The organism is Agromyces subbeticus DSM 16689 (assembly GCF_000421565.1).
Taxonomy (GTDB): Bacteria; Actinomycetota; Actinomycetes; order Actinomycetales; family Microbacteriaceae; genus Agromyces; species Agromyces subbeticus.
In genome coordinates this window covers 157,586-181,124 of the sequence record NZ_ATXG01000006.1, presented here as the reverse complement: position 1 = coordinate 181,124, position 23,539 = coordinate 157,586, and the positions used below count along the sequence as shown (strand labels likewise).

Annotated in this window: 21 protein-coding genes; 4 read left to right on the top strand and 17 right to left on the bottom strand. The window is 70.7% G+C overall.

What is annotated here, in order from left to right; translation table 11 throughout:
• Positions 1 to 20: 20 nt before the first annotated feature.
• From H521_RS0110940 to H521_RS0110930, 3 genes are all read right to left on the bottom strand, one after another.
• Positions 21 to 1,892 (bottom strand): helicase HerA-like domain-containing protein, encoded by a 1,872-nt coding sequence (locus H521_RS0110940; protein ID WP_022893065.1) that lies wholly within the window; start codon positions 1,890 to 1,892, stop codon positions 21 to 23.
• A gap of 108 nt (positions 1,893 to 2,000) precedes the next feature.
• Entirely contained in the window at positions 2,001 to 2,477 is a 477-nt protein-coding gene (locus H521_RS0110935; RefSeq protein ID WP_022893064.1) for a hypothetical protein, read from the bottom strand.
• Positions 2,478 to 2,567: 90 nt separating this feature from the next.
• Positions 2,568 to 3,023 (bottom strand): SRPBCC domain-containing protein, encoded by a 456-nt coding sequence (locus H521_RS0110930; RefSeq protein ID WP_022893063.1) that lies wholly within the window; start codon positions 3,021 to 3,023, stop codon positions 2,568 to 2,570.
• Between the two features lie 162 nt (positions 3,024 to 3,185).
• Between H521_RS0110930 and H521_RS22905 the strand changes: the two genes are divergently transcribed.
• The 3 genes from H521_RS22905 to H521_RS0110915 are packed head-to-tail and all read left to right on the top strand — an operon-like array spanning position 3,186 to position 6,226.
• The gene (locus tag H521_RS22905; protein WP_022893062.1) at positions 3,186 to 4,091 is read left to right on the top strand and encodes a helix-turn-helix domain-containing protein; all 906 of its coding nucleotides are present in this window, start codon (positions 3,186 to 3,188) and stop codon (positions 4,089 to 4,091) included.
• A gap of 51 nt (positions 4,092 to 4,142) precedes the next feature.
• The gene (gene ligD, locus H521_RS0110920; RefSeq protein ID WP_026482178.1) at positions 4,143 to 5,384 is read left to right on the top strand and encodes a non-homologous end-joining DNA ligase; all 1,242 of its coding nucleotides are present in this window, start codon (positions 4,143 to 4,145) and stop codon (positions 5,382 to 5,384) included.
• Positions 5,381 to 6,226: an aminoglycoside phosphotransferase family protein gene (locus H521_RS0110915; protein WP_245560973.1), complete on the top strand. Its 846-nt coding sequence runs from the start codon at positions 5,381 to 5,383 to the stop codon at positions 6,224 to 6,226. Before ligD ends, H521_RS0110915 begins: the two co-directional genes overlap by 4 nt.
• Positions 6,227 to 6,247: 21 nt before the next feature.
• Here H521_RS0110915 and menC read toward each other — a convergent pair whose 3' ends face one another.
• From menC to aceB, 14 genes are all read right to left on the bottom strand, one after another.
• Positions 6,248 to 7,459 (bottom strand): o-succinylbenzoate synthase, encoded by a 1,212-nt coding sequence (menC, locus tag H521_RS22900; RefSeq protein WP_022893059.1) that lies wholly within the window; start codon positions 7,457 to 7,459, stop codon positions 6,248 to 6,250.
• Positions 7,459 to 8,304, bottom strand: a complete 846-nt coding sequence (locus tag H521_RS22895; RefSeq protein ID WP_022893058.1) for a hypothetical protein — start codon at positions 8,302 to 8,304, stop codon at positions 7,459 to 7,461. The genes menC and H521_RS22895 overlap by 1 nt, the downstream gene beginning before the upstream one ends.
• Positions 8,301 to 9,575 (bottom strand): saccharopine dehydrogenase family protein, encoded by a 1,275-nt coding sequence (locus tag H521_RS0110900; protein WP_022893057.1) that lies wholly within the window; start codon positions 9,573 to 9,575, stop codon positions 8,301 to 8,303. The genes H521_RS22895 and H521_RS0110900 overlap by 4 nt, the downstream gene beginning before the upstream one ends.
• Before the next feature lie 153 nt (positions 9,576 to 9,728).
• Entirely contained in the window at positions 9,729 to 10,688 is a 960-nt protein-coding gene (gene pucL / locus H521_RS0110895) for a factor-independent urate hydroxylase (protein WP_022893056.1), read from the bottom strand.
• Positions 10,689 to 10,691: 3 nt separating this feature from the next.
• Positions 10,692 to 11,033: a hydroxyisourate hydrolase gene (gene uraH / locus H521_RS0110890; RefSeq protein ID WP_022893055.1), complete on the bottom strand. Its 342-nt coding sequence runs from the start codon at positions 11,031 to 11,033 to the stop codon at positions 10,692 to 10,694.
• Complete coding sequence (uraD, locus tag H521_RS0110885; RefSeq protein WP_022893054.1) at positions 11,030 to 11,524, bottom strand: 2-oxo-4-hydroxy-4-carboxy-5-ureidoimidazoline decarboxylase; 495 nt, start codon at positions 11,522 to 11,524, stop codon at positions 11,030 to 11,032. The genes uraH and uraD overlap by 4 nt, the downstream gene beginning before the upstream one ends.
• Positions 11,525 to 11,656: 132 nt before the next feature.
• The gene (locus H521_RS0110880; protein WP_022893053.1) at positions 11,657 to 12,133 is read right to left on the bottom strand and encodes a peroxiredoxin; all 477 of its coding nucleotides are present in this window, start codon (positions 12,131 to 12,133) and stop codon (positions 11,657 to 11,659) included.
• A gap of 161 nt (positions 12,134 to 12,294) precedes the next feature.
• Positions 12,295 to 14,838 carry an allantoinase AllB gene (gene allB / locus H521_RS26585; RefSeq protein WP_022893052.1) on the bottom strand — a complete coding sequence of 848 codons (2,544 nt, stop codon included), beginning with the start codon at positions 14,836 to 14,838 and terminating at the stop codon, positions 12,295 to 12,297.
• Between the two features lies 1 nt (position 14,839).
• Complete coding sequence (gcl, locus tag H521_RS0110870; protein WP_022893051.1) at positions 14,840 to 16,636, bottom strand: glyoxylate carboligase; 1,797 nt, start codon at positions 16,634 to 16,636, stop codon at positions 14,840 to 14,842.
• A gap of 24 nt (positions 16,637 to 16,660) precedes the next feature.
• On the bottom strand, positions 16,661 to 17,539 hold the full coding sequence (locus tag H521_RS0110865; RefSeq protein WP_022893050.1) for a 2-hydroxy-3-oxopropionate reductase: 879 nt from the start codon (positions 17,537 to 17,539) through the stop codon (positions 16,661 to 16,663).
• Positions 17,540 to 17,616: 77 nt separating this feature from the next.
• Positions 17,617 to 18,429: a hydroxypyruvate isomerase family protein gene (locus H521_RS0110860; protein WP_022893049.1), complete on the bottom strand. Its 813-nt coding sequence runs from the start codon at positions 18,427 to 18,429 to the stop codon at positions 17,617 to 17,619.
• A 265-nt stretch (positions 18,430 to 18,694) separates the two neighbouring features.
• Positions 18,695 to 19,507 (bottom strand): bifunctional allantoicase/(S)-ureidoglycine aminohydrolase, encoded by an 813-nt coding sequence (locus H521_RS0110855; protein WP_022893048.1) that lies wholly within the window; start codon positions 19,505 to 19,507, stop codon positions 18,695 to 18,697.
• A gap of 40 nt (positions 19,508 to 19,547) precedes the next feature.
• On the bottom strand, positions 19,548 to 20,813 hold the full coding sequence (locus tag H521_RS0110850) for a DUF6986 family protein (protein WP_022893047.1): 1,266 nt from the start codon (positions 20,811 to 20,813) through the stop codon (positions 19,548 to 19,550).
• Between the two features lie 3 nt (positions 20,814 to 20,816).
• On the bottom strand, positions 20,817 to 22,415 hold the full coding sequence (gene aceB / locus H521_RS0110845) for a malate synthase A (RefSeq protein ID WP_022893046.1): 1,599 nt from the start codon (positions 22,413 to 22,415) through the stop codon (positions 20,817 to 20,819).
• A gap of 210 nt (positions 22,416 to 22,625) precedes the next feature.
• Here aceB and H521_RS0110840 point away from each other — a divergent pair, with 210 nt between their 5' ends.
• A complete protein-coding gene (locus H521_RS0110840) occupies positions 22,626 to 23,381 on the top strand; it encodes an IclR family transcriptional regulator (RefSeq protein ID WP_022893045.1) in 756 nt (251 codons plus the stop codon).
• The last annotated feature ends 158 nt before the right edge of the window (positions 23,382 to 23,539 follow it).

Genomic DNA, 23,539 nt, shown 5'->3' with positions numbered 1-23,539 from the left:
TCCTCACCAGCCAAGGAACGTCAGCGGCGCTTGGCCATGCCGAAGATGCCGGTGATGACGTTCGTCAGCACCCGCTGCGTCGACTTCGAGCCGAGCACCTGCTCGAGCGCCGACCGCTCCTTCGACTGCGACGAGCGGGAGCGCGACCGCGAGGTGCCCGACGTCTGCTTCATCAGCCGGTCGTACTCGGCCTGCGCCTTCCGGTCGGCCTTCGCGGCATCCGCCTGGATCTTCGCCCGCATCTTCTCGAACTCGGCGTCGGCCTTCGCCTTCGCGGCGGCAGCCTCTTCGGCGTCGACCTTCGCCGCGGCATCCGCGAGTTTCGTCGTGAGGATCTCGTGCGCCGACTCGCGGTCGATGCCGGTGCCGTACTTGGCGAGCAGTGGCGATGCTGCCACGGCTGCGTCGATCGCGGCATCCGGCGACGGCGACATCGAGGCCTGCGGGGCGCGCAGCCGCGTCCACGCGACGGGGCTCGGCGCGCCCTTCTCGTTCATCACCGTGACGATCGCCTCGCCCGTGCCGAGCATCGTGAGGGTCTCTTCGAGGTCGTACCCCGATCGCGGATACGTCGAGACGGTCGCGCGCAACGCCTTCGCATCGTCAGGCGTGAAGGCGCGCAACTGGTGCTGAATGCGCGAGCCGAGCTGGGCGAGCACGTCGGCGGGCACGTCTTTCGGCGTCTGCGTGACGAAGAAGACGCCGACGCCCTTCGAGCGGATGAGCCGCACGGTCTGCGTGATCTGCGCGAGGAAGTCCTTCGAGGCATCCGTGAAGAGCAGGTGCGCCTCGTCGAAGAAGAACACGAGCTTCGGCTGCTCGAGGTCGCCGACCTCGGGAAGATCGGTGAAGAGGTCGGCGAGCAGCCACATCAGGAACGTCGAGTAGAGCGCCGGCTTGTCGGCCACGCCCGGCACTTCGAGCAGGCTGATGACGCCACGGCCGTCGGATGCCACGCGCAGGAACTCGGCCGTGTCGATCTCGGGTTCGCCGAAGAACACGTCGGCGCCCTGGTCGGCGAAGGTGATGAGCTCGCGGAGGATCACCCCGACGGTCGCCTTCGACAGCCCGCCGAGCCCCTCGAGCTCGGGCTTGCCCTCATCGCTCACGAGGTAGGCGAGCACGGCGCGCAGGTCGTCGAGATCGAGCAGGGCGAGGTTGTTCGCGTTCGCGTAGTGGAAGACGAGGCCGAGGCTCGACTCCTGCGTCTCGTTCAGGCCGAGCGCCTTGGCGAGCAGCAGCGGGCCGAAGCCCGAGATGGTCGCGCGAATCGGCACTCCCCGACCGACGCCACCGAGCGAGAAGAACTCGGTCGGGAAGCTCGCGGGGGTCCACTCCTGCCCGATGCCCTGGGTGCGCGCGAGCAGCTTCTCGTTGCCCTCTCCGGGCGTCGCGATGCCCGAGAGATCGCCCTTGATGTCGGCCGCGAACACCGCGACGCCGTGCGCCGAGAGCTGCTCGGCCAGCACTTGCAGGGTGCGGGTCTTGCCCGTGCCGGTCGCGCCGGCGACGAGCCCGTGGCGGTTCGTCATCGCGAGCGGAATGCGCACGGGCACGTCGGGCAGTGCCTCGCCGTTGACGAGCGCACCGATCTCGAGGGCTCGACCCTCGATGGCGTACCCCGCGCGAATGGCGTCGACCCCGGCCTGGTCGAGCGGGCCGGCGGATGCCGCGGCTGCGGGTGCAGCGTCGGCAGCGGGTGGCCCGGGCGATGTGGGTGCGGCGTCAGCCGCGGCATCCGCTGCTGCTGCGGACTCGGCCGCGGCTTTCGCGAGCGCCGCCGCCTCTTCGGCCTTCCTGACGGCTTCGGCGGCTTGCGCCTGCAGTTCCTCCGCCGCCTCGGCCGCCGCCGCGGCGGCATCTTGCGCTTGCTTCACCGGGTCATCGGCCATGCTCGAGATCCTACCGAGCGCGTGCACCGGCGACCGGGGTGAAGTGACGCGAATCGACCGCCCGGAGCCGAGCAACGGTCGATTCGCGTCACTTCGCGCGAGCGGTGCCTAGAGCTTGAGCGCGGGGCGGAACTTCAGCGGCTTCGGGGGCTTCGGCGGAACGCCGAGACGTGTAAGCCGGATCGCCGAGTTCAGGTACAGGGCCGCGAACACGGCGACCTCGGCCGTCACGACCACCTCGAGGTCTCTGACTTCACTCGCCCCGAGCCGGAAGACGACCGAGATCACACTCATCACCAAGAACACGAGCAGGATCACGCCCAGGTTGCGGCTGAGCGGCGGCCGTGCCGTCATGCGCCACCACGCCCGCGGCGGCTCGATCGCCTCGCCGCTGCCGCGGAAGATGCGGGCACCGAGCAGCACGGCCGCGAGATCGAGGACGAACGTCAGCGGCACGGCGACGAGTTCGGGAGCGCCCACGGCACGTATCAGCCAGCCGAAGGCGAATCCAGCGGCGAGCACGCCGACGGCGTAGACGAGCTTGAACTGCCAGCGAACGATCCGAAGATCCAGAATGCGCCGCATGCGCTCCAACTCTCGTTCGCCCGACGGTGGTGGAGCAAACCTACTGCACCGAGCCCGACCGCATCGAGCGACTGCGACGACGCTCGCGCGCTACGCGGCGAAGGGCAGGGCGCGGCCCGTCTCGACCCACGATTTGAGGCTCGAGAGCACGAGTGGCCAGGTGCCGGCCGTCTCAGCCTCGGCCGGATGCGCCTCGCTCCACTCGTCGTTCGTGAAGGTGAGCTTCGTGAGGTCGTCGCCGTCCGCTTCGAGGCGCCAGGTCATGCGGCTGCGCAGTTCGGCGTGGTTCTCGCGGTAGGTCGGGCCGGGGTGCTCCGAGAGCTGCAGCAGCCGGCCGGGCTCGACGGCGAGCACCTCGCCGTAGACGTGCACGGTCTCGTCGCCGTCTTGACCGGGGCCGACGTACTCGTATCGCGAACCGGCCGTGAGGTCACCGCGCAGCACCGACCCCCACATGACGGCTCGGCTGCCCTCGTCGCCCGTGATCGCGTGCCAGACGCGCTGCGGGTCGGCAGCGAGGTAGATGGTCATCTCGAAGTCGGGCATGGGGTCTCCTCGTGTTGAACGGAACCGGGTACGCGATCGACGCTACGGATGCCTCGTGGCCCGCGTCTTGCACAAACGCGACTGACGCCCGCGCGCCACGATTCCGGCGCAGACGGCCGCCGGGAACGGTCGACGGTCGGAGGCGGTGGACATACTGGTGACATGACTCCCGCCGATGACTACTGGCGCTCGCGCGCCGGCGCGGCGACGAAGGGCGTGCTCGCGCCGCAGCCGGGCTCCCCCGGCATCGCGCCACTCGCCGGCGACGCCGCCGAGCAGGCGCGCTCCCCTGAGGCGCCCGTGCGTCTCGCCCGCTATTCGGCCGGCCCCGAGTTCGCGACGCTCGTGCGCCACATCTGGGTGCCCCGCTGGCGCCTGCCAGCTGGGGCCGTCGTCGAGCAGGGCGTGCTCGAGTACCCGTCGGCGAACCTCGTCATCGATGACGACACCGCCGCGCTCTACGGCCCCGAGCTCGGCCGCGGCCACCAGCGGCTCGAGGGCGAGGGGTGGGCGTTCGGCGTGCTGCTGCAGCCGGGCGTCGCGCACCGGCTCGTGCGGGGCGCCATGCGCTCGCTCGTCGGAGCATCGGTGCCGCTCGACGAGCTTCGGGTGACGGATGCCTCGGAGCTCGCGGCCTCCGTGCGCCGCGCCGTCGCGGGCGGCGACGACGCAGCCGCCGTCGCCGCGTTCGAAGCGTGGCTGGCGGGCCAGCGCATCGAGCTCGATGCCGACGCCACCCTCGTGCGGCGGGTCGTCGAACTCGCCGAGTCCGACCGCTCCATCCTGCGCGCCGACGATCTCGCCGCAGCGGTCGACCTCAGCCTGCGCTCGCTCGAGCGGCTGGTGCGCGAGTACGTCGGCCTGACGCCGAAGTGGCTCATCGGCCGGCACCGCATGCAAGAGGCCGCGCAGGTGCTCGCGACCTCGGCACCGCCGCCGCTCGCGGAGCTCGCGACGAGCCTCGGTTTCGCCGACCAGGCGCACTTCACCCGGCAGTTCAGTGCCGTGATCGGCGAGTCGCCGCGGCGCTACGCGCACGCCGCGGCATCCGCTCGGCTGCTTCGCTGAGCCGTGGCAAGGGGTTCCGCTTCGACCATCGGCCGACCTATGGTGGGGAACGTGAGTCCGAAGTCGAGCACGGCTGAACTCCTGGAGATCGGCGAGCGAGAGGTGCGCATCTCGAGCCCCGAGAAGGTCGTCTTCCCTGAAGCCGGCCTCACCAAGCTCGACCTCGTGCGCTACTACCTCGCTGTGGCCGACGGCGCGCTGCGCGGCGCCGGCGGGCGACCGATGGTGCTGAAGCGATTCGTGAAGGGCATCGACGAAGAGGCCTTCTTCCAGAAGCGAGCCCCCGAGAAGCGGCCCGAGTGGATCGAGACGGCCACCCTGCACTACGCCTCGGGCAACTCGGCCGAAGAGGTCGTGATTCGTGACGCTGCGGCGCTCGCGTGGGTCGTGAACCTCGGCTGCATCGACCTGAACCCGCACCCGGTTCGCGCCGAAGACCTCGATCATCCCGACGAGCTGCGGGTCGACCTCGACCCGATGCCGGGGGTCGACTGGGCGCAGATCGTCGACGTGGCGATGATCGCGCGAGAGGTGCTCGCCGACCACGGCCTGGTCGGTTGGCCGAAGACTTCCGGTTCGCGTGGCATGCACATCTCGGTGCGCATCGAACCGCGGTGGGACTACCACGACGTTCGCCTCGCCGCCGAGACGATCGCACGCGAGGTCGAGCTGCGGGCACCCGGCCTCGCGAGTGCGCGCTGGTGGAAGGAGGAGCGCGGCGAGAGCGTCTTCGTCGACTTCAACCAGAACGCGAAGGATCGCACCGTGGCATCCGCCTACTCTGTGCGTGCCCTGCCCGATGCCCGGGTCTCGACGCCGCTCACCTGGAACGAGGTACGAGACAGCCGCCCCGAACGCTTCACGGTGTCGACCGTGCTCGAGCGCTTCGCCGAGCTCGGCGATGTCGCGGCCGGCATCGACGATGCCGCCGGAAGCCTCGACGCACTGCTGCGCCGAGCCGAAGAGCTCGGGCCCGCCGAGAAACCGCCGCCCCGCGGCGATGGCTCCGGACGACGCGCATCGACGATGCCGCTCATCGAGATCGCGCGCACGAAGACGAAGCCCGAGGCCCTCGACGCCCTCGAGCGGTGGAAGTCGAAGCATCCCGAGGTCGTACCGCTGCTCGAACCCGCCGACGTGATGGTCGACGGCATGCGCGGCTCGAGCTCGCTCTGGTACCGCATCCGGGTGAACCTGCAGCACGTGCCAGAGGCGCAACGCCCGCAACAGGCGCCGCTCGAGGCCGACTACGACCCGTGGGCGGGACGCAGCGACGATCGACCCTCGAAGTGAGCGACCTGGGGCCCGTCAGCCCTGGGCATCGAGCGGATGTCGCGTGGCTCGACCGCTGGCTCCTGCGCCCCGACGGCGAGCAGCGCACCACCGCATCGAGCACGCTCATGCCCGTGCGCACGGCCGACGGCACGCCTGCGATGCTGAAGATCGCGCACATCGATGAAGAGGAACGCGGCGGCGAGCTGCTCGATCGATTGAACGGCACGGGCGTCGCCCGGGTGCTGCGCCGATTCGGGCCGGCGGTGCTGCTCGAACGGGCCATGGGAGCGCGAGACCTCGTGCAGATGGTCGAGGCCGGGCACGATGACGACGCCACACGCGCGCTCTGCGGGGCCGCCGACCGCATTCACCGTGCACCCCTCGACCCACTGTTGGTCGCGCCATCGCCGCTCGTCGACCTGCCGACATGGTTCCGCGAGCTGTTCGCCCGCGCCGACCAGCTCGGCCCACTGCACCGTCGCGGCGCCGACTTCGCGCGCGAATTGCTCGATGACCCGCTCGACGAGGTGGTGCTGCACGGCGACGTGCACCACGGCAACGTGCTCGACTTCGGCGAGCGCGGCTGGCTCGCGATCGACCCGAAGGGACTCGTCGGCGAGCGGGCGTTCGACTACTGCAACCTGCTGTGCAATCCTTCGCATGCCCGCGCGCTCGAGCCGGGCCGGCTCGAGCGCCAGTTCGGGGTGGTCATCGATGCCACGTCGCTCGACGCGCCGAGGCTCGCACGGTGGCTCGTCGCGTGGTGCGCACTCTCGTCGACGTGGTTCGCCATCGACGACGACCCCGCGCGGGCCGATTCGGTTGCGGCGATCGGCGAGCGAGCTCTCACGCTGCAGTGAGCAGTCACCCCCGACGCGCGCTCACCGCGTCAGCACGACCGGTGGCCGGCCGGCCCACTCGCGCACGAGCTGCTCGCGCACGGTGACACCGGTGCCCGGCGTGGCCGGCACCTCGAGCTGGCCGCGGTGCGCCCCCGAGCCGAGCATGAACGGCTCGGTAACGTCTTCGGCGAAGTAGCGGCCAGAGGCCGAGGTGTCGCCCGGCAGCGTGAACCCGGGCAGCGCCGCGAGGGCGACGTTGGCCGCGCGCCCGATGCCCGTCTCGAGCATGCCGCCGCACCACACGGGCACATCGAGCGCTCGGCAGGCGTCGTGCACGCGCAGCGCCTCGAGGTAGCCGCCCATGCGGCCGGGCTTGATGTTCACTACGCTCGTCGCGCCGCGGTCGATCGCGTCGATCGCGGTCATGACGTCGAGGATCGACTCGTCGAGGCACACGGGCGTCTCGCACGCCTCGGCGAGCCGCACGTGGGTGGCGAGGTCTTCTTCGGCGAACGGCTGCTCGATGAGCAGCAGGCCGAACGCGTCGAGGCTCGCGAGCAGCGGGATGTCGTCGGCCGAGTAGGCGGTGTTGGCGTCGACCTGCAGCAGGCCGTCGGGGCCGAGCAGCTCGCGCACGGCGCCCACCGGCACGAGGTCCCAGCCGGGCTTGATCTTGAGCTTGATGCGCCGGTACCCCTCTTCGACATAGCCGGCGACCTCGTCGAGCAGCTCGTCGAGGGTTGGCGCGATGCCGACCGAGACACCGCAGTCGACCCAGTCGCGCGTAGCGCCGAATGCCTCGCCCATCGAGCGGCCCTGCGCGCGGAGTTCGGCGTCGAGCACGGCCGCTTCGAGCGCGCCCTTGGCCATGCGGTGGCCGGCGACGAAGGCGAGCGTCGAGGCGACGGATGCCGCGAGCGGCACGGATGCCCCGCGCGAACCCGGCCCGTCGGTCGTCGCCCAGCTCGCGGCATCCGTCGACCCGTGCTCGGTCGCCGCGCGACCGCGCTCGGCAATGAGCGCTGGCCCCAGGTAGCGCTCGATCACCGATGCCGCACCGTCGACGTACTCGCCGGAGTAGAACGGGTCGCGGCCCGCCACGCACTCGCCCCACCCTTCGCCCGAGTCGGTCACGACGTGCACGAGCAGCACCTCGCGCACGGTCTCGCGGCCGAACGAGGTCTCGAACGGCCGCACGAGCGGCACCTCGAGACGGTGCAGCTCGATGCGTTCGATGACGGGGTCGTTCATCAGGCCTCCCGGTCGGGGTCGTCGCGAGTGAAGACGTAGTCGCCGACCGAGTCGAGCTCGACGCGGAGCCCGGCATCGTCGGAGAGCAGCGCGAAGGCAGCGCGAGACGCCGCCCTCAGCCGCGACGCGAGCGGAAAGTCCGACGCTCGCACCTGTTCGTAGTCGGCCACGAGGGCCAGCCCGCCCTCGGCGCGCCACTCGGGCACCGGCCGGCCGGCGAGTGCCCGGGTCGTGCGCGGCGAGTCGAGGCGCCAGCGCACCTCGAAGCGGTCGCTGTGATCGTCGCCGCTGATCGCATCGCCGAGCACGCCGTAGAAGTCGGGGCGGAACGCCGCCACCTCGGCGCCGAGCCGCACGAGGTTGAGGTGGGCGTTGCGCCGGATGAGCGGGTCGTACGTCCAGCGCATCTCGTCGATGCCATGCGCCAGGCAGATCGCACGCTGCCGCAGCTTGAGTGCGACTCCGATGCCCCGCCCCCGCGCGACGGGGTCGACCGCGTTCATGTGCGAGTGCACGTGCAGCCCACCCGACCAGCCGAGGAACCCGAGCGTCGCTCCGAGTGCGGGCGCGGCCGAGGCATCCGAAACCCGGTCGTCGACCGCAATCAGCAGCGTGTTGCCCGCGTGCTCGAGTGCCTGCAGCATGCCGTGGTCGGGCCCACGCCCCACGCCCCAGGTCGCCTCGAAGCGGGCGAGCACGGCGTCGAGCTCATCGGGCCGGGCCGCACGGGTGCGAACGCCGGCGCGGCGGTCGGCGGCATCCGCGACCGCGTCGGCTTCGACAACCACCGGCGTGGCCGGCTGCAGCAGGGCCCGATTCGGCGTCGACGGCTGCATGGGCGTCACGCGAGACGGTCTTCGAGTCCCCACGGCTGCCCGTAGCCGCCGTCGGCGACGGGGCGGGCCATGAGCTCGAGGAACGGTGCAGCGTCGAATGCCTCGGGGCCGAGCACGCCGCGGCCCTGCCACACCTCGGTGGCGAGCAACTCGAGCGCGATCACCGGGTTCAGCGCGGTCTGCCAGACGACGCACTGGCTCTCGTACTCCGCCATGGTCCACTCGTTGTCTGAGACGTGGAAGAGGTACACCTCACGCGGCCGCCCGTCGACGCCGACGCCCGTGACCCAGAGTCCGGCGCACGTCTTGCCCGTCATGCGGGGACCGATGGTCGCGGGATCGGGCAACGCTGCAGCCACGACATCACGCGGTGCCACGAACACCGGACCGTCGTCGCTGCGCACCCGCACCGGGCTCGTCCCGTCGAGGCCGAGCAGGTGCAGCACCTGCAGCACGTTGATGAACTCGGCACCGAGGCCGTACTTGAAGGTCACGCGCTTCGCGTCGACCCAGCGCGGCATGAGCAGCACCTCTTCGTGCTCGACGTTGACGCACTCGACCGGCCCGATGCCCTCGGGGAAGACGAAGACCTCGGGCTCCGAGAACGGCGGCGTGGTGAACCAGCCTTCCTCTTTCTGCCACACGACGGGCGGGTTCAGGCACTCCTCGATCGTGGTCCAGATCGAGAAGCTCGGGGCGAAGACCTCGTTGCCCGCCTCGTCGGTGACCACGAGGTTCGCGCCGTCGCGCACGCCGAGCTCGTCGATCTCGCTGAAGAGGTGGTCGGCGGCATAGCGGGCGAACACGTCGGAGAGCCCCGGCTCGACGCCCATGCCCACCAGCGCGAGCCGGCCTGCGGCATCCCAGTCACCGCTCTGCGCGAACTGGTCGTCGCCGAGCTTGACCCCCGTGAGCGAGTACGGATCAGACGGGTGCGGCTCCGAGAGGCTCATCGCCATGTCGAGGTAGTCGGCACCCGCGGCCAACGCACCCGCGAAGATCGACGGCACGAACTTCGGCTCGACCGCGTTCATGACGTGCGTGGCGTCGAACTCGAGGGCGACGGCCGTGACGACATAGGGATCGCTCGCGTCGATCTGCGCGGTGTCGAAGCGGCTCGCGACGTCGTCGCCGTGCCGTTCGCGGATCCACGCGAGCGTGCGCTCGGCACGGAACTCGTCGTAGTCGGCGATCACGAGCAGTTCGAAGAAGTCGCGGCGGGCGGCGATCTTGGCGATGGCGTCTCCGACGCCTCCGGCGCCGACGAGGAGGATGCGCATTCCCCGACGCTATCGCGGGCGGCGCTGCGAGTCGATGGGCGGATGTACGGTCATCCGTCGCTCGCCGGACGCTCTGTCGCGCCCGCCGAACGGGCGGGCCGATCGCGCCGTCGCACGATCACCCCGCCCGTCGGCGAGTCGCCTGGGCCTCGGTCAGCAGAACCCGGCGATGCCGTTCCAGGCGGCCGGCACCGGGTCGAGGCCCTCTCGCGTGACGGTCGCCTCGATGAGGCCGTACGGCCGGTCGGCGGCGAAGAACACCTCGTTCGGGTTGTCGAGCCCGAAGGGGCCGAGATCGACGAGGAAGTGGTGCTTGTTCGGCATCGAGAACCGGATCTCGGCGATCTCGGGGTGGCGCTCGAGCACGCGCGAGCCCATGTCGAACAGGGTGGCCTGCAGCGCCGCCGAGTACTTCTCGGTGAAGGCCTCGAGCAGCAGCGCTCGCACGCTCTCGTAGGCGGCGTTGAAGTCGACATCGACGCCCGTGTACCTCCAGCGCGCGGCGACATCCGTGGCGAGGATGCGGTCGCTCGTCTCCTGCAACGTCGTGTACCGGTCTCTCGGGAAGCCCTCGAAGCCCGATTGCGTGGTCTTCAGCACGGTGAGTTCCTTGAGGCCCGCGATCACGTGGCGCTCGGCGCCATCGGCGACGACGACGGCCGTGCGCACCTCTTGGCCCGAGCGCACGAAGGAGTGGTCGTGCGGCGCCCCGTGCGCCTCGATGCGCTGCCAGGCGTAGCTCTCGGCCTCCCACCGGCCACCGCTCACCCAGTCGAACGCGCCGGTGAAGTGGTCGGCGAGGCGCAACAGGAACGACTCGGGCGAGCCGACCCCCTCACGGGCGAACGCGAAGATCGTGTTCTTCTGCGTGTCGGTGGCCACGACGTGCGAGTTGTCGCCGTCGAGGTGAGCACCCGCGAAGTCCCCGCGAAGCTGCGAGGTGACATTGAGGTCTTCGATCTCGTGGCGGTCGGTGTCGCGGGTGACCTTGACGACGCGCACCTCGGCCTTGCCGTACTGGTTCGCGCCGAGCACGATGCCCCCGGCAGCAGCCGTGGCGCCGCCGCCGGCGGCGCTGTCGTCGGTGATGGTGTGGATGAGGGTGTTCGTCATTGCTCAGCTTCCTCTGTACGTCGAATAGGCGAAGGGGCTCAGCAGCAGCGGCACGTGGTAGTGCCGGCCCTCCTCGGCGACGAGGAAGCTGAGCAGGACTTCGGGAAAGAAGGTCTCGGTGCCGCGAGCGGCGAAATAGGCGCCGGTGCCGAACCGCAAGCGGTACTCGCCGGGTGCGACCGAGCTCGGGCCGAGCTGCTTGGCCCGCCCGTCGGCGTCGGTCGCGCCCGCGCCGACGAGGGTCCATTGCCCGCCCTCGCGGGCGAGCAGCTCGACCGGCACCCCTTCGGCGGGCCGGCCCGTCATGGCATCGAGCACGTGCGTCGTGATCTGCGAGATGCTCATCGCGAGATGATTCCCTTCAGTCGGAGCACCGCGATCTCACGGAGCTGCTGGGCGACGACGAGGTCTTCCTCCTCGGCCGAGTGTTCGAGGCGCTCGGTGAGCAGCGCGACCATCTCGCCGGCCGATCTGCCGGCGGCGCGGATCAGGAACACCCGCCCGAACCGCTGCTCGTAGGCGAGATTGCCGTCCGAGAGTGCCGCCCTGATGGCGTCATCGGGGTCGAGCCCGGCCTGCTCGTTGCGCGACATCGTCGCCTCGGCGGTGTCGCCGCGAGCCCGCTCGCCGATGCGCGGATGGTGCGCGAGCGCACCCTCGATCTCCTCGGCGCTGAACGGAGCCGCAGCGGCATCGGCGGCTGTCACGAGCTCGTCGACCGAGGCATAGGGTCGGCCGTCGGCGATCGACTCGCACCAGCGGCCGATGTCGACGCAGGGTCTGAGCGTGTCGATCGCCGTCTGGCGGTCGACGTCGTTGAATACTTCAAGCAGCATCGCTTGATCCACTCTCTGGTCTGCTGGCATCCACGGTGTCGGTCTATACGGCGTTGTCGTGCTTCCGTATCGTGGAACTGTTATTTCAGCATGCGACAATTCTACCATCGGGATGCCGCGTGCGGCAAGCCCTCAGAGGCCGAGTCGCCCGCGCAGACGAGCGACGTGCCCGTTCGGATCGACGTTGTACTCGAGCTCAGTGACCACGCCATCGGCGTCGACCACGACCGTCGAGCGCAGCAGACCGTCGAAAGTGGCGCCGTCGACGGTCTTCTGCCCCCACGCGCCCCAGGCGCGCGCGACCGCGGCACCCTCGTCTGAGAGCAGCGGGAAGGCGAGCTGCTCGGCCGCGGCGAATTCGGCGAGGCGCTCGATCGGGTCGGGCGAGATGCCGAGCACCGTGTATCCCGCGGCCTGGAAGGAGGCGAGACTGTCGCGGAAGTCGCACGCCTCGGTCGTGCAACCGGGGGTGAACGCGGCCGGGTAGAAGTACACGACGACCGGGCCGCCGCGATGTTCGACGAGCGTGCGGGTCGCGCCGGCGGCATCGCGCAGCGCGAAGTCGGGGGCGATCTGGCCGAGTTCGAGTTCGTCGGACGAGTTGATCATGGGCGGTGCTCCGTTCGGATTCTGGTGGTGCAGCGTCGAGCGGATGCTGCGACGCGTTGACGATGCGAGGGATGGGCGATGCGAGGGCGTGCCGGATGGCGCAGTCGACCCGGCGCGCTGCGGAGAACCCGCCCCCGCGCCCGGCCGCTCGGGAGGGCAGGCTAGGCGTCCCCGTGCCGCAGCAGCCTGCCGCGCGCGAGCTCCCGGTCGATCGGCTCGCCCGCGAGGAACGCGGCCCGGACGACGCCTGAGAGTTCGCGCCCGTCGTAGGGCGTCACCGGATGCCGGTGCTCGAGTGCCGCGGCATCCACCGTGAAGACCGCCTCGGGAGCGAAGACCGCGAAGTCCGCCGCGGCGCCGACCGCGATGCGGCCCTTGGTCGCGAGGCCGACCCGGTCGGCCGGTGCGGTCGACATCCAGCCCACGACGCGTTCCAACGCGATGCCACGGCGACGAGCTTCGGTCCACATGAGCGGGAGGCCGAGCTGCAGCGAGGCGATGCCGCCCCAGGCCTCTGCGAAGTCGCCGTCGCCGGCGTACTTGAGCTCGGGCGTGGCGGGCGAGTGGTCGGAGACGACGAAGTCGATCGTGCCCTCGTCGAGGCCGCGCCAGAGCGCGTCGCGGTTGCCCGCCTCGCGGATCGGGGGGCAGCACTTGAACGCCGTGGCACCCGCGGGGATCTCTTCGGCGGTGAGCGTGAGGTAGTGCGGACACGTCTCGACCGAGAGGGCGACGCCGTCGCGCTTCGCACGGGCGATGCGGTCGAGCGAGTCGGCCGAACTGAGGTGCAGCACGTGCGCGCGGGCGCCGGTGCGGGCGGCCCGTTCGATGACGTCGGCGATGGCCGCGTCTTCGGCAGCACGCGGGCGGGAGGCGAGGAAGTCGCCGTAGTCGGTGCTGTGCGGGTGCGGGGCCTCGTCGATGATGCGCGCGTCTTCGGCGTGCACGATCAGCAGCGAGTCGAGGCCGGCGAGCACCTCCATCGCCGCCTCGAGCTCGTCGGCCGTCACGGCCGGGAACTCGTCGACGCCCGAGTGCAGCAGGAAGCACTTGAATCCGAAGACGCCCGCGCGGGCGAGCGGCTCGAGTTCGTCGAGGCTGCCCGGCACGTAACCGCCCCAGAAGCCGACATCGACGTGAGTCTGGCCAATGGCCACGCGACGCTTGACGTCGAGCGCCGCCACCGATGTCGTCGGCGGGATGCTGTTGAGCGGCATGTCGATGATCGTGGTGACCCCGCCGGCCGCCGCGGCCCGGGTGGCCGAGGCGAAACCCTCCCACTCGGTGCGGCCGGGTTCGTTGACGTGCACGTGCGTGTCGACGAGTCCCGGGATGAGCACCTCGTCGTGGGCCAGTTCGACGATGCGCGCCGCGGAGAGGCCTGCACCCAGCGGTGCGACCCGAGCGACGCGACCGCCCTGTACGCCGATCTCGGCCGGCGAGAACACGCCGTCGAGCAGCACCCGCCCGCCACGCAGCACGAGGTCGTAGGCCGCAGCGGCGGCGATACCGGTAGGCGCGATACCGGCAGCATCGGATGCCGCCGAGCCCGCGACGATGTCTGCCGCAAGCTCCTCGGCGAGGCGCTCGAGCAGTTCGCCGGCGTGGGCCATGCTGCGCGCCGGATCGGACTCCAGGTCGCTGAGCGCCCGCACGCCCGCGAAGCCGGCGGAGTGCAGCCGATCGGCATCGAGCGTGGTGCGCCCGCAGACGGCGTAGACGGGAACCCCGGCGGCCCGCGCGAGGCGAGCGACGCCGATCGGGGTCTTGCCCATGAGGCTCTGCTCGTCGAGGCTGCCTTCACCCGTGATCACCGCGTCGGCCCCGTCGAGCGCGGCGGCGAGGCCGGTGAGCTCGAGCACGACGTCGATGCCGGGGCGGCGATGCGCGCCGAGCACGGCGATCGCGGCGAACCCGACGCCGCCCGCCGCGCCCGCTCCGGGCGCGAGCGATGCGTCGCGGGCCTCGCCGCCCGGCACTGGTTCCGACTCGGGCCCCGAAGCTCGGCCCGAGCCCAGCACGTCGACGAACCGGGCCAGTGCCTCGTCGAGGGTGCGAACGTCTTCGGCGCTCGCGCCCTTCTGCGGAGCGAACACGGCCGCGGCGCCGTCGGGTCCGAGGAGCGGATTGTCGACATCGCTCGCGAGCACGATCGCGGTCTCGGCGAGGCGGGGGTCGAGCGTGGTCAGGTCGACGGCGGCCAAGCGCGCGAGCGCGGCGCCCCCGTCGGGCAGCTCGTCGCCCGCGGCATCCGTCAATCGCGCACCGAGCGCCCGCAGCAGCCCCGTACCGCCGTCGGTCGACGCGCTGCCGCCGATGCCGAGCACGAGCTCGCGGCAGCCGGCGTCGAGCGCCGCGAGCACGAGTTGCCCGGTGCCGCGACTCGTCGCGGTGAGCGGCTCGAACCGGCCGCCCGGCAGCAGGTCGAGGCCCGATGCTCGAGCCAGCTCGACGACAGCGCGGTCACCGCGCATGGCGAAGGCGGCCTCGACCGGATCTCCCGTCGGCCCGGTCACGGTCACCGTGCGCAACTCGTAGCCGGCCGCGACGGCCGCGTCGAGCGTTCCCTCGCCGCCGTCGGCGACCGGCACCGAGACGACCTCGATCGACGGGTCGAACGCGGCCAGCCCCGAGGCGACGCCACGCGCCACCTCGGGGGCGGTCAGCGACCCCTTGAACTTGTCGGGAGCGACGACGACCTTCATCTCAGACCTTCGCGAGCGACAGGATCGCGGTCGGCGCGTCGTCGGGCGAGGCGGCGAGCTCTTCGAACTCGTTGACGCCGTCGATCTCGACGCCCATCGAGATGTTGGTGACGCGTTCGAGGATGACCTCGACGACGACCGGCACGCGGTGCTCGGCCATGAGGGAACGCGCCTCGGCGAAGGCTGCAGCGAGATCTTCGGGCCGCTCGACCCGAACCGCCTTGCAGCCGAGCCCCTCGGCGACCTTCACGTGATCGACGCCGTAGCCGTTCGCCGTGCTGCCCTCGACGTGCGGCGAGTTGATGTTGTCGAAGGCGAGCGACACGTGGAAGTCCATCTCGAAGCCGCGCTGCGCCTGGCGGATGAGCCCGAGGTAGCTGTTGTTCACCACGACGTGGAGGTACGGCAGGTTGAACTGCGCACCCACCGCGAGCTCCTCGATCATGAACTGGAAGTCGTAGTCGCCCGAGAGGGCCACGACGGTCTCCCCCGGCTTGGCACGCACGACGCCGAGAGCCGCGGGCCCCGTCCAGCCGAGCGGGCCGGCCTGCCCGGCGTTGATCCACTTGCGGGGGCCGAACACGTGCAGCATCTGCGCGCCGGCGATCTGCGAGAGGCCGATCGTCGTGACGTAGGTGGTGTCGGCGCCGAACGCGAGGTTCATCTCCTCGTAGACGCGCTGCGGCTTGATCGGCACGTTCTCGAAGTGCGTCTTCCGCTGCAGGCTCGCCTTGCGCGCCCGGCACTCGTCGGCCCAGGTGCCGTAGTCGGGCAGAGCGCCCGCCGTGGCACGCTCACGGGCAACGGCGATCATCGCGTCGAGTGCCGCTCCGGCATCCGACACGATGCTGTAGTCGGGTGCGAACACCCGACCGATCTGCGTGGGCTCGATGTCGATGTGCACGAAGGTACGCCCCTTCGTGTACGTGTCGAGCCCGCCGGTGTGGCGATTCGCCCAGCGGTTGCCGATGCCGATCACGAAGTCGCTCGCGAGCATCGTCTCGTTGCCGTAGCGGTGCGAGGTCTGCAGGCCCACCATTCCGGCCGACAGCGGGTGGTCGTCGGCGATCGCGCCCCAGCCCATGAGGGTCGGCACGACCGGCACGCCCAGCAGTTCGGCGAGCTCGACGAGCTGAGCGGATGCCCCGGCGTTGATGACCCCGCCACCGGCGACGATGAGCGGGCGCGCCGAGGCGCTGAGCAGGTCGAGCGCCTTGGCGGCCTGCTTCCGGCTCGCGGCGGGCTTGACGACCGGCAGCGGCTCGTAGGTGTCGATGTCGAACTCGATCTCGGCGAGCTGCACGTCGATCGGCAGGTCGAGCAGCACGGGCCCCGGCCGCCCGCTGCGCATCAGTTGGAACGCCTTCTGGAAGGCGCCCGGCACTTGCGCGGGCTCGAGTACGGTCATCGCCATCTTGGTGAGCGAGGAGGCGATGGTCTCGATGTCGACGGCCTGGAAGTCCTCTTTGTGGAGCTTCGCGACGGGCGCCTGGCCCGTGATGCAGAGGATCGGCACCGAGTCTGCCCAGGCCGCGTAGAGGCCGGTGATCATGTCGGTGCCCGCAGGGCCCGAGGTGCCGATGCAGACGCCGATGTTGCCGTCTGCCGATCGCGAGTAGCCGTCGGCCATGTGGGAGGCGCCCTCGACGTGGCGGGCGAGGGTGTGCCGGATGCCGCCGTGGGCGCGCATCGCGGAGTAGAACGGGTTGATGGCGGCGCCGGGGAGGCCGAACGCCTCGGTCGCTCCCTCTTTCTCGAGGATGAGGACGGCCGCGTCGACGGTGCGCATGCGAGTCATTTGATGTCCTTGCGTGGATCGGGATCAGCTGCGGCCGGAGGCCGCTGCGGTCAGCTTGAAGAGTCCGGAGTGATCGAGGCCGCCGTCGCCCTGCTGCACGGTCGAGCCGACGAGCTGGGCCACGTGGGCGCCGAGGGGGATGGTGATGCCGGCCTGGCGGGCGGCGGCGGTGATGATGCCCATGTCCTTGTTGTGCAGGGCGAGGCGGAACCCGGGCGCGAAGTCGCGGTTCAGCATCTTGCGCCCCTTCTGGTCGAGCACCTTGGAGCCGGCGAGGCCGCCGCCGAGCACCGTGAGCGCGGCCTCGGTGTCGACGCCGAACGCCTCGAGGAAGAGGATCGCCTCGGCGAGTGCCTGGATGTTCACGGCCACGATGAGCTGGTTGGCGGCCTTGACGGTCTGGCCTGCGCCCGAGGGACCGACGTGCACGATCGTCTTGCCGACCCGTTCGAGCACGGGCAGTGCGGCAGCGAAGTCGGCCGCCTCGCCGCCGACCATGATCGAGAGCACCGCGTCGATGGCGCCCTGCTCGCCGCCCGAGACGGGCGCGTCGATCGGTCGGAGGCCGGCGACCCTCGCCTCGTCGGCGAGTTCCTTCGCGACGTCGGGGCGGATGCTGGACGCGTCGATCCACAGCGCGCCGGCGTCGGCGTTCGCGAAGATTCCGTCGTCGCCGCGAACCGCCGCTGCGACGTCGGGCGAGTCGGGCACCATCGTGATGATGACCTCGGCGCCCGCGACGGCCCCGGCGATGCTGCCGGCGCCGCGACCACCCGCGGCGACGAGCGCGTCGATGCGGTCTTGGGTGAGGTTGAAGCCCGTGACCGAGTGGCCGGCCTCGACGAGGTTCTTCGCCATGGGCAGTCCCATGATGCCGAGTCCGATGACGGTGATGTTGCTCATGATGTGTCCTTCGTTGGGGTGTCGTGGCCCGCGGCGGCGAACGCCGCGAGCAGGAGAACGAGTGCGTTCCGCCGGGTTCAGCGAGCGCCGGCGTCGGCGGCGTGTGCCGCGCCGACCCAGCCGAATGCGGTCTCGATGGGGGCCTTGTATTCGAGGCCGATGACGCCGGTGTAGCCGAGCTCGTGGCTGCGGTCGATCCAAACGTCGAGCGGGAGGGCGCCGGTGCCGGGCGCCCCTCGGCCCGGGTCGTCGGCGATCTGGATGTGGCCGAAGTCGGCGGCGTGCGCCTCGATCACGGCCGTGACGTCGTCGCCGTTGACGGCGAGATGGTAGAAGTCGGCGAGGAGCTTGACGTTGCGGGCGCCGGAAGCGTCACGCACGGCGTCGATCACGCCGAGTGCGTCGGCCGCGGTGCGCAGCGGGTAGCACGGCGCTCCGCTCACGGGCTCGAGCAGCACGGTGCCGCCGATGGCGCCGACGGCGTCGGCCGCCGCCACGAGGTTCTCGACCGCGACGCCCTCGTGCACCTCGGCGGCCACGCCGTCGACGCGGTTGCCGTAGAGGGCGTTGAAGGAGCGGCATCCGAGGGCCTGGCCGATGGCCGCGACGACCGGGAGGTTCTCGCGGAACTCGCGCGAGCGGGCCGGCCACGAGACGAGGCCGCGGTCGCCCGCGGGCATGTCGCCGGCGAAGAAGTTGAGGCCGGTGAGCTGCACGCCGGCGTCGCGGATCGCCGCGATGAACGCGTCGACCTCGCGGTCGGCCGGCACGGCCTCGCCGAACGGCCACCAGAACTCGACGGCGTCGAAGCCGGCGGCACGCGCCGCGGCCGGGCGCTCGAGCAGGGGCAACTCGGTCAGGAGGATCGAGCAGTTCACCGTGTACGTCATCGTCAGTCCTTCGGTGGCGGGAATTGCTTTCGCAATGCGGAAGAGAACTTCTGCTGTGTGAAAGTGTAGGTCAGAGCCCCGGCGCCGTCAACCATTCGAACCGAGCGGATGCCGCGGCATCCGTTCGCCCCGAATCGGCCGCTCACCAGCGCCGCAACCGCCCGCGGGCGCCACAAAGCGCCCGGCGACGACCGTGGTCGCCGGGCGCTGCACTCGCGTTCTCGAAGCACGCGGGATCCGCGAGGTGCCGCCTCGCGGGGATCGACTACGTCAGGCGGATCTGCCGGTTGACGTCTTTGTAGAGCAGGTACCGGAACGGCCCCGGGCCGCCCGCGTAGCAGGCCTGCGGGCAGAACGCGCGCAACCACATGAAGTCGCCGGCCTCGACCTCGACCCAGTCGTCGTTCAGGCGATAGACCGCCTTGCCCTCGAGCACGAAGAGGCCGTGCTCCATGACGTGCGTCTCGGCGAACGGAATCGACCCGCCCGGCTGGAACGTCACGATGTTGACGTGCATGTCGTGCGCCAGGTCGTCGGGATCGACGAACCGCGTGGTGGCCCAGGCGCCGTTCGTGCCGGGCATCTCGCGCGGCGCGACATCCTGATCGCGTGTCACGAACGACCCGGGCGCCGCGATGCCCTCGACGGTCTCGTAGGCCTTGCGCACCCACTGGAAGCTCGTCGCCGCATCGCCCTCGTTCGCGAGCGACCAGTCGCTGCCCGCGGCGAGGTAGGCGTAGCCGCCCGCCTCGAGCACGTGCCGCTCGCCCTCGAGTGTCAGCACGAGCGCGCCCGCCGTCACGAACACGACGCCCTCGACGCCCGCCTCGGGCTCGGGTCGCGCGGCGCTACCGCCCGGCGCGATCTCGACGATGAGCTGCGAGAAGGTCGTGGCGAACCCCGCGATCGGGCGCGCGATGATCCACGAACGCGTGTTCGTGAAGCCCGGCAGGTTGCTCGTGACGATGTCGCGCAGCACGCCCTTGGGAATGACCGTGTACGCCTCCTTCACGATCGCGCGATCGGTGAGGAGTTCGGTCTGGTCGGGCAGGCCGCCGGCGGGGGTGAAGTAGCTCATGCGTGCTCCTCGGGGATCGGGGACGAGTCGGGGCATCCGCTCATCGGTTCGCGAGTTTCGGATGGGCGAGCACCGTGAGCGCCCGCCGGTCGATGCCGATGTCGGCGGCGACCTCTGCTTCGGCGACGGCGCCGCACTCGACGCCGCGCAGCACGAAGTCGGCGAGCGCGCGCGCCGTGGCCGGCTCGTCGAGCACCGCGCCGGCGGTGCGCTCGCGGTAGTTGCGCAAGCGGGCGGATGCCTCGGGGTACCCCTCGCGGAAGAAGGCGTAGCTCGCGAGGTACCGGGTCGGCAGCTGGTGGGCGTGCAGGTCCCAGCCCTGGTAATAGCCGCGCTCGAGCGAACGTCGCACGAGGCGGGCGTGCAGCGCCCAGGCCTCCTCGGCGCGGTCCCCGATCGGGAGGATGTTCGTCGACCCGTCGGACAGGCGGATGCCGGTGCCCGCGACCGCGAGCTGCATGATCCCCTTCGCGAGGTCGGCGACCGGATGCTCCATCGACTGGTAGCGGGCGGCGATCTGCAGCGACGCGCTGTAGTCGTACGTGCCGTAGTGCAGGGCGCTGACGCGGCCGGGGGCGGCGAGCGCGAGCTGCGCGACCGGCGAGCGGCCGTCGGCGCCGAGCACGAGCTGCGGCGTCTCGACCTGCACCTCGAAACGGAGCCGGCCGTCGGGCAGACCGTGCGCACGTTCGAGGGCGGCCGCGACATCGGCCATCACCTCGACCTGCGCGACGGTCGACACCTTCGGCAGCGTCAGCATGAGGCCGTCGGGCAGTCCGCCGTGCTCGACGAGTGCGGTGACGAACAGGTCGAGCGTGCGGATGCCGCGCGCCCGCGTCGATGCTTCGAAGCACTTGAAGCGGATGCCGATGAACGGCGGGGCGAAGCCGGCGCCGGCTGCGGCGACGACCCGCTTGGCGGCCCGCACCGCATCGGCGTCCTCGACGTCGTCGCCGCGGTCGCCGTAGCCGTCTTCGAAGTCGATCCGCAGGTCTTCGATCGGCTCGCGTTCGAGCTTGTCGCGCACTCGCGGCGCCACGGCGGCCGCGATGCCGCTGTCGAGCCCCACCGAGGTCGCGATCTCCTCGAGTCCCCCGGCCGCCTCGACGGCGGCGAGCGCGGCCCGCCCCCACACGGTCGGCAGCTCGGGGGTGTACCGGTCGGCCGGCACGTACACGGTGTGCACGGGCTGGCGCGAGCCGTCGTCGCCCGGGTATGCGGTGGCCAGCAGCGTGTCGGTCGCCTGCAGCTGTGCATCTGCGCGCGCCAGGTCGGCGGCGGTGAGGGAGCCCCGTGAAGTGGTCATCGTTCAGTCCAGCAGTTCGTAGGCGGGGAGGGTCAGGAAGTCGACGTACTCCTCGGAGAGGCAGATGTCGGCGATGAGCGCGGCAGCCGGTTCGTAGTACGCGGCGAAGCGCTCGGGGTCGACCTCGCCGCGAAGCCGTTCGACTTCCTCGGCGAGCACCGTGCGCACGAGCTCGGGCGTGATCGCGCGGCCGGTGTCGGCGAACACGACGTGGTTCCTGAGCTGCTGCCACACTTGCGACCGCGAGATCTCGGCCGTGGCGGCATCCTCCATGAGGTTGTGGATCGCGACGGCGCCGTTGCCCGAGAGCCAGACGGCGGTGTAGGCGACTGCGACGTAGAGATTGGCGTGCAGGCCCGCCTCGGTGACGTCACCCGGCGCCGAGGCGACGTCGAGCAGTTCGGCCGCCGTCACCTCGACCTCGGGTCGCTGGCGGTCGAACTGGTTCGGGCGCTCGCCCAGCACCGCGTCGAACACCTCGCGGCAGACGGGAACGAGATCGGGGTGGGCCACCCACGAGCCGTCGAAGCCGTCGTTCGCCTCGCGGGTCTTGTCGGCGCGCACCTTGTCGAACGCGGCTCGAGTGACCTCGAGGTCGTTGCGGTTCGGCACGACGGCGGCCATGCCGCCCATCGCGGCGGCGCCGCGACGATGACACGTCTTCACGAGCAGCTCGGTGTAGGCGCGCATGAACGGGGCCGTCATCGCGACCTGGGCGCGATCGGGCAGCACGAAGGCGGGCCCGGCATCGCGGAAGACCTTGATCAGGCTGAACAGGTAGTCCCAGCGCCCGGCGTTGAGGCCCGAGGCATGATCGCGCAGTTCGTAGAGGATCTCGTCCATCTCGAACGCGGCCGGAATCGTCTCGATCAGCACCGTCGCCCGCACCGTGCCCTGCTGAATGCCCAGCGACTGCTGCGCGAAGACGAACACGTCGTTCCAGAGGCGGGCCTCGAGGTGGCTCTCGAGCTTCGGCAGGTAGTAGTAGGGACCGTGGCCGTTGTCGATCAGCAGCTGCGCCGTGTGGAAGAAGTGCAGGCCGAAGTCGACGAGCGAGCCCGAGCCCGGCGCGCCGTCGATGAGCACGTGCCGCTCGGGCAGGTGCCAGCCGCGCGGCCGGGTCACCACCGTGGGGCGGCGCACGTCGGTGCGCAGGGCATAGGGCTTGCCTGCGGGCGACGTGTAGGCGAGGGTGCCGAGCGCGGCGTCGCGCAGGTTCTTCACGCCGCCGACGACGTTGTGCCAGTGCGGGCTCGAGGCGTCTTCGAGGTCGGCAAGCCAGACCCTGGCCTCGGAGTTCAGGGCATTGATCGCCATCTTGGCCGGAGCGGCCGGGCCGGTCATCTCGACACGTCGGTCAAGCAGGGCGTCGGGGGCGGATGCCACGCGCCAGTCGCCCTCGCGGATCTCGCGGGTCTCGGGGAGGAAGTCGAGCGTGCCGCCGGCCGCGATGCGTTCGCGCTTGGCCTGCCGCTCGGCGAGCAGCTCGAGCCGACGCGCATCGAAGCGATGGTGCAGTTGCTCGACGAACGCGAGCGCCTCTGCTGTGAGGATCTCGTCGGCGCCGTCGGCGCTTGCCGCCCGGCTGATCTCGATGGTCATGGTGCCACTCTTTCCTGCGACGAGCCGTTCGTCAATCAAAATGTTTTCGTATTGTGGATGTTAATATCTACATTCTGGAAACTCAAGTCAGCGGCGCCGATTCAAGCGTGCCGCTTCGGCCCGTGCGGTATCTTGGCTGCAACCCTGCAGGGTTTCCGCGATGCGGATTTCCCCTGCCGATCGCGATCGAATCGACTGGAGTACCGCGGCATGTCGGACAGCCCACCCGAAGGCGTCAAATCCGTTGCCCGGGTCTTCGACCTGCTCGAGCTCATCGCCGACGCCGGGGGCGACGTCACGCTGAGCGAACTCTCGACGATGGCCGACCTGCCGCTGCCGACCATCCACCGCTTGCTGCGCACGCTCGTCGCGCTCGGCTACGCGCGCCAGCTCGCGAACCGGCGCTACGCGCTCGGCCCGCGCCTGGTGCGCCTGGGCGAAGTCGCGAACCGGCAGTTCGGCCAGCTGGCCAAGCCGCAGCTCAAAGATCTCGTCGAACGCCTCGGCGAGACCGCCAACCTCGCGACGCTCGACGGCGACCAGGTCATCTACGTCTCGCAGGCGCCGTCGCCGCACGCGATGCGCATGTTCACCGAGGTCGGCCGGAGATCGCACCTGCACAGCACCGGGGTGGGCAAGGCGATCCTCGCCCAGCTCGACGATGCCACGGTGCGCGACATCATCGCGCGCACCGGCATGCCGAAGTCGACGGAGCACTCGATCGACTCGCTCGACGCACTGCTCGACGACCTGCGCGAGACCCGCGCCCGCGGGTACGCCATCGACGACGGCGAGCAGGAGATCGGTGTGCGCTGCTACGCGATGACCGTTCCCGGAGCACCGGTGCCGACGGCCGTCTCGGTCTCGGGCCCGGTCGCCCGCGTCGACGAGAGCTTCGCCGATCGTGCGATTCCCGTGCTGCGCGAGGTTGTGCAGGAGATCGCGACAGTCACGGCCGCCGCTTGAATCCTCGTAATATCCACTCTGTGGAATCCTGATTCCGAATTTGTCGATATTTTCGGTCGCGGCGCGCTAGTATCGAGGTGTCTACCACGGGTGGACACGGCGCGAGGTGGGGCCATCGGGGTCCCGGTGCCATGGCGCCCATGCGGGCGCCGAACCGA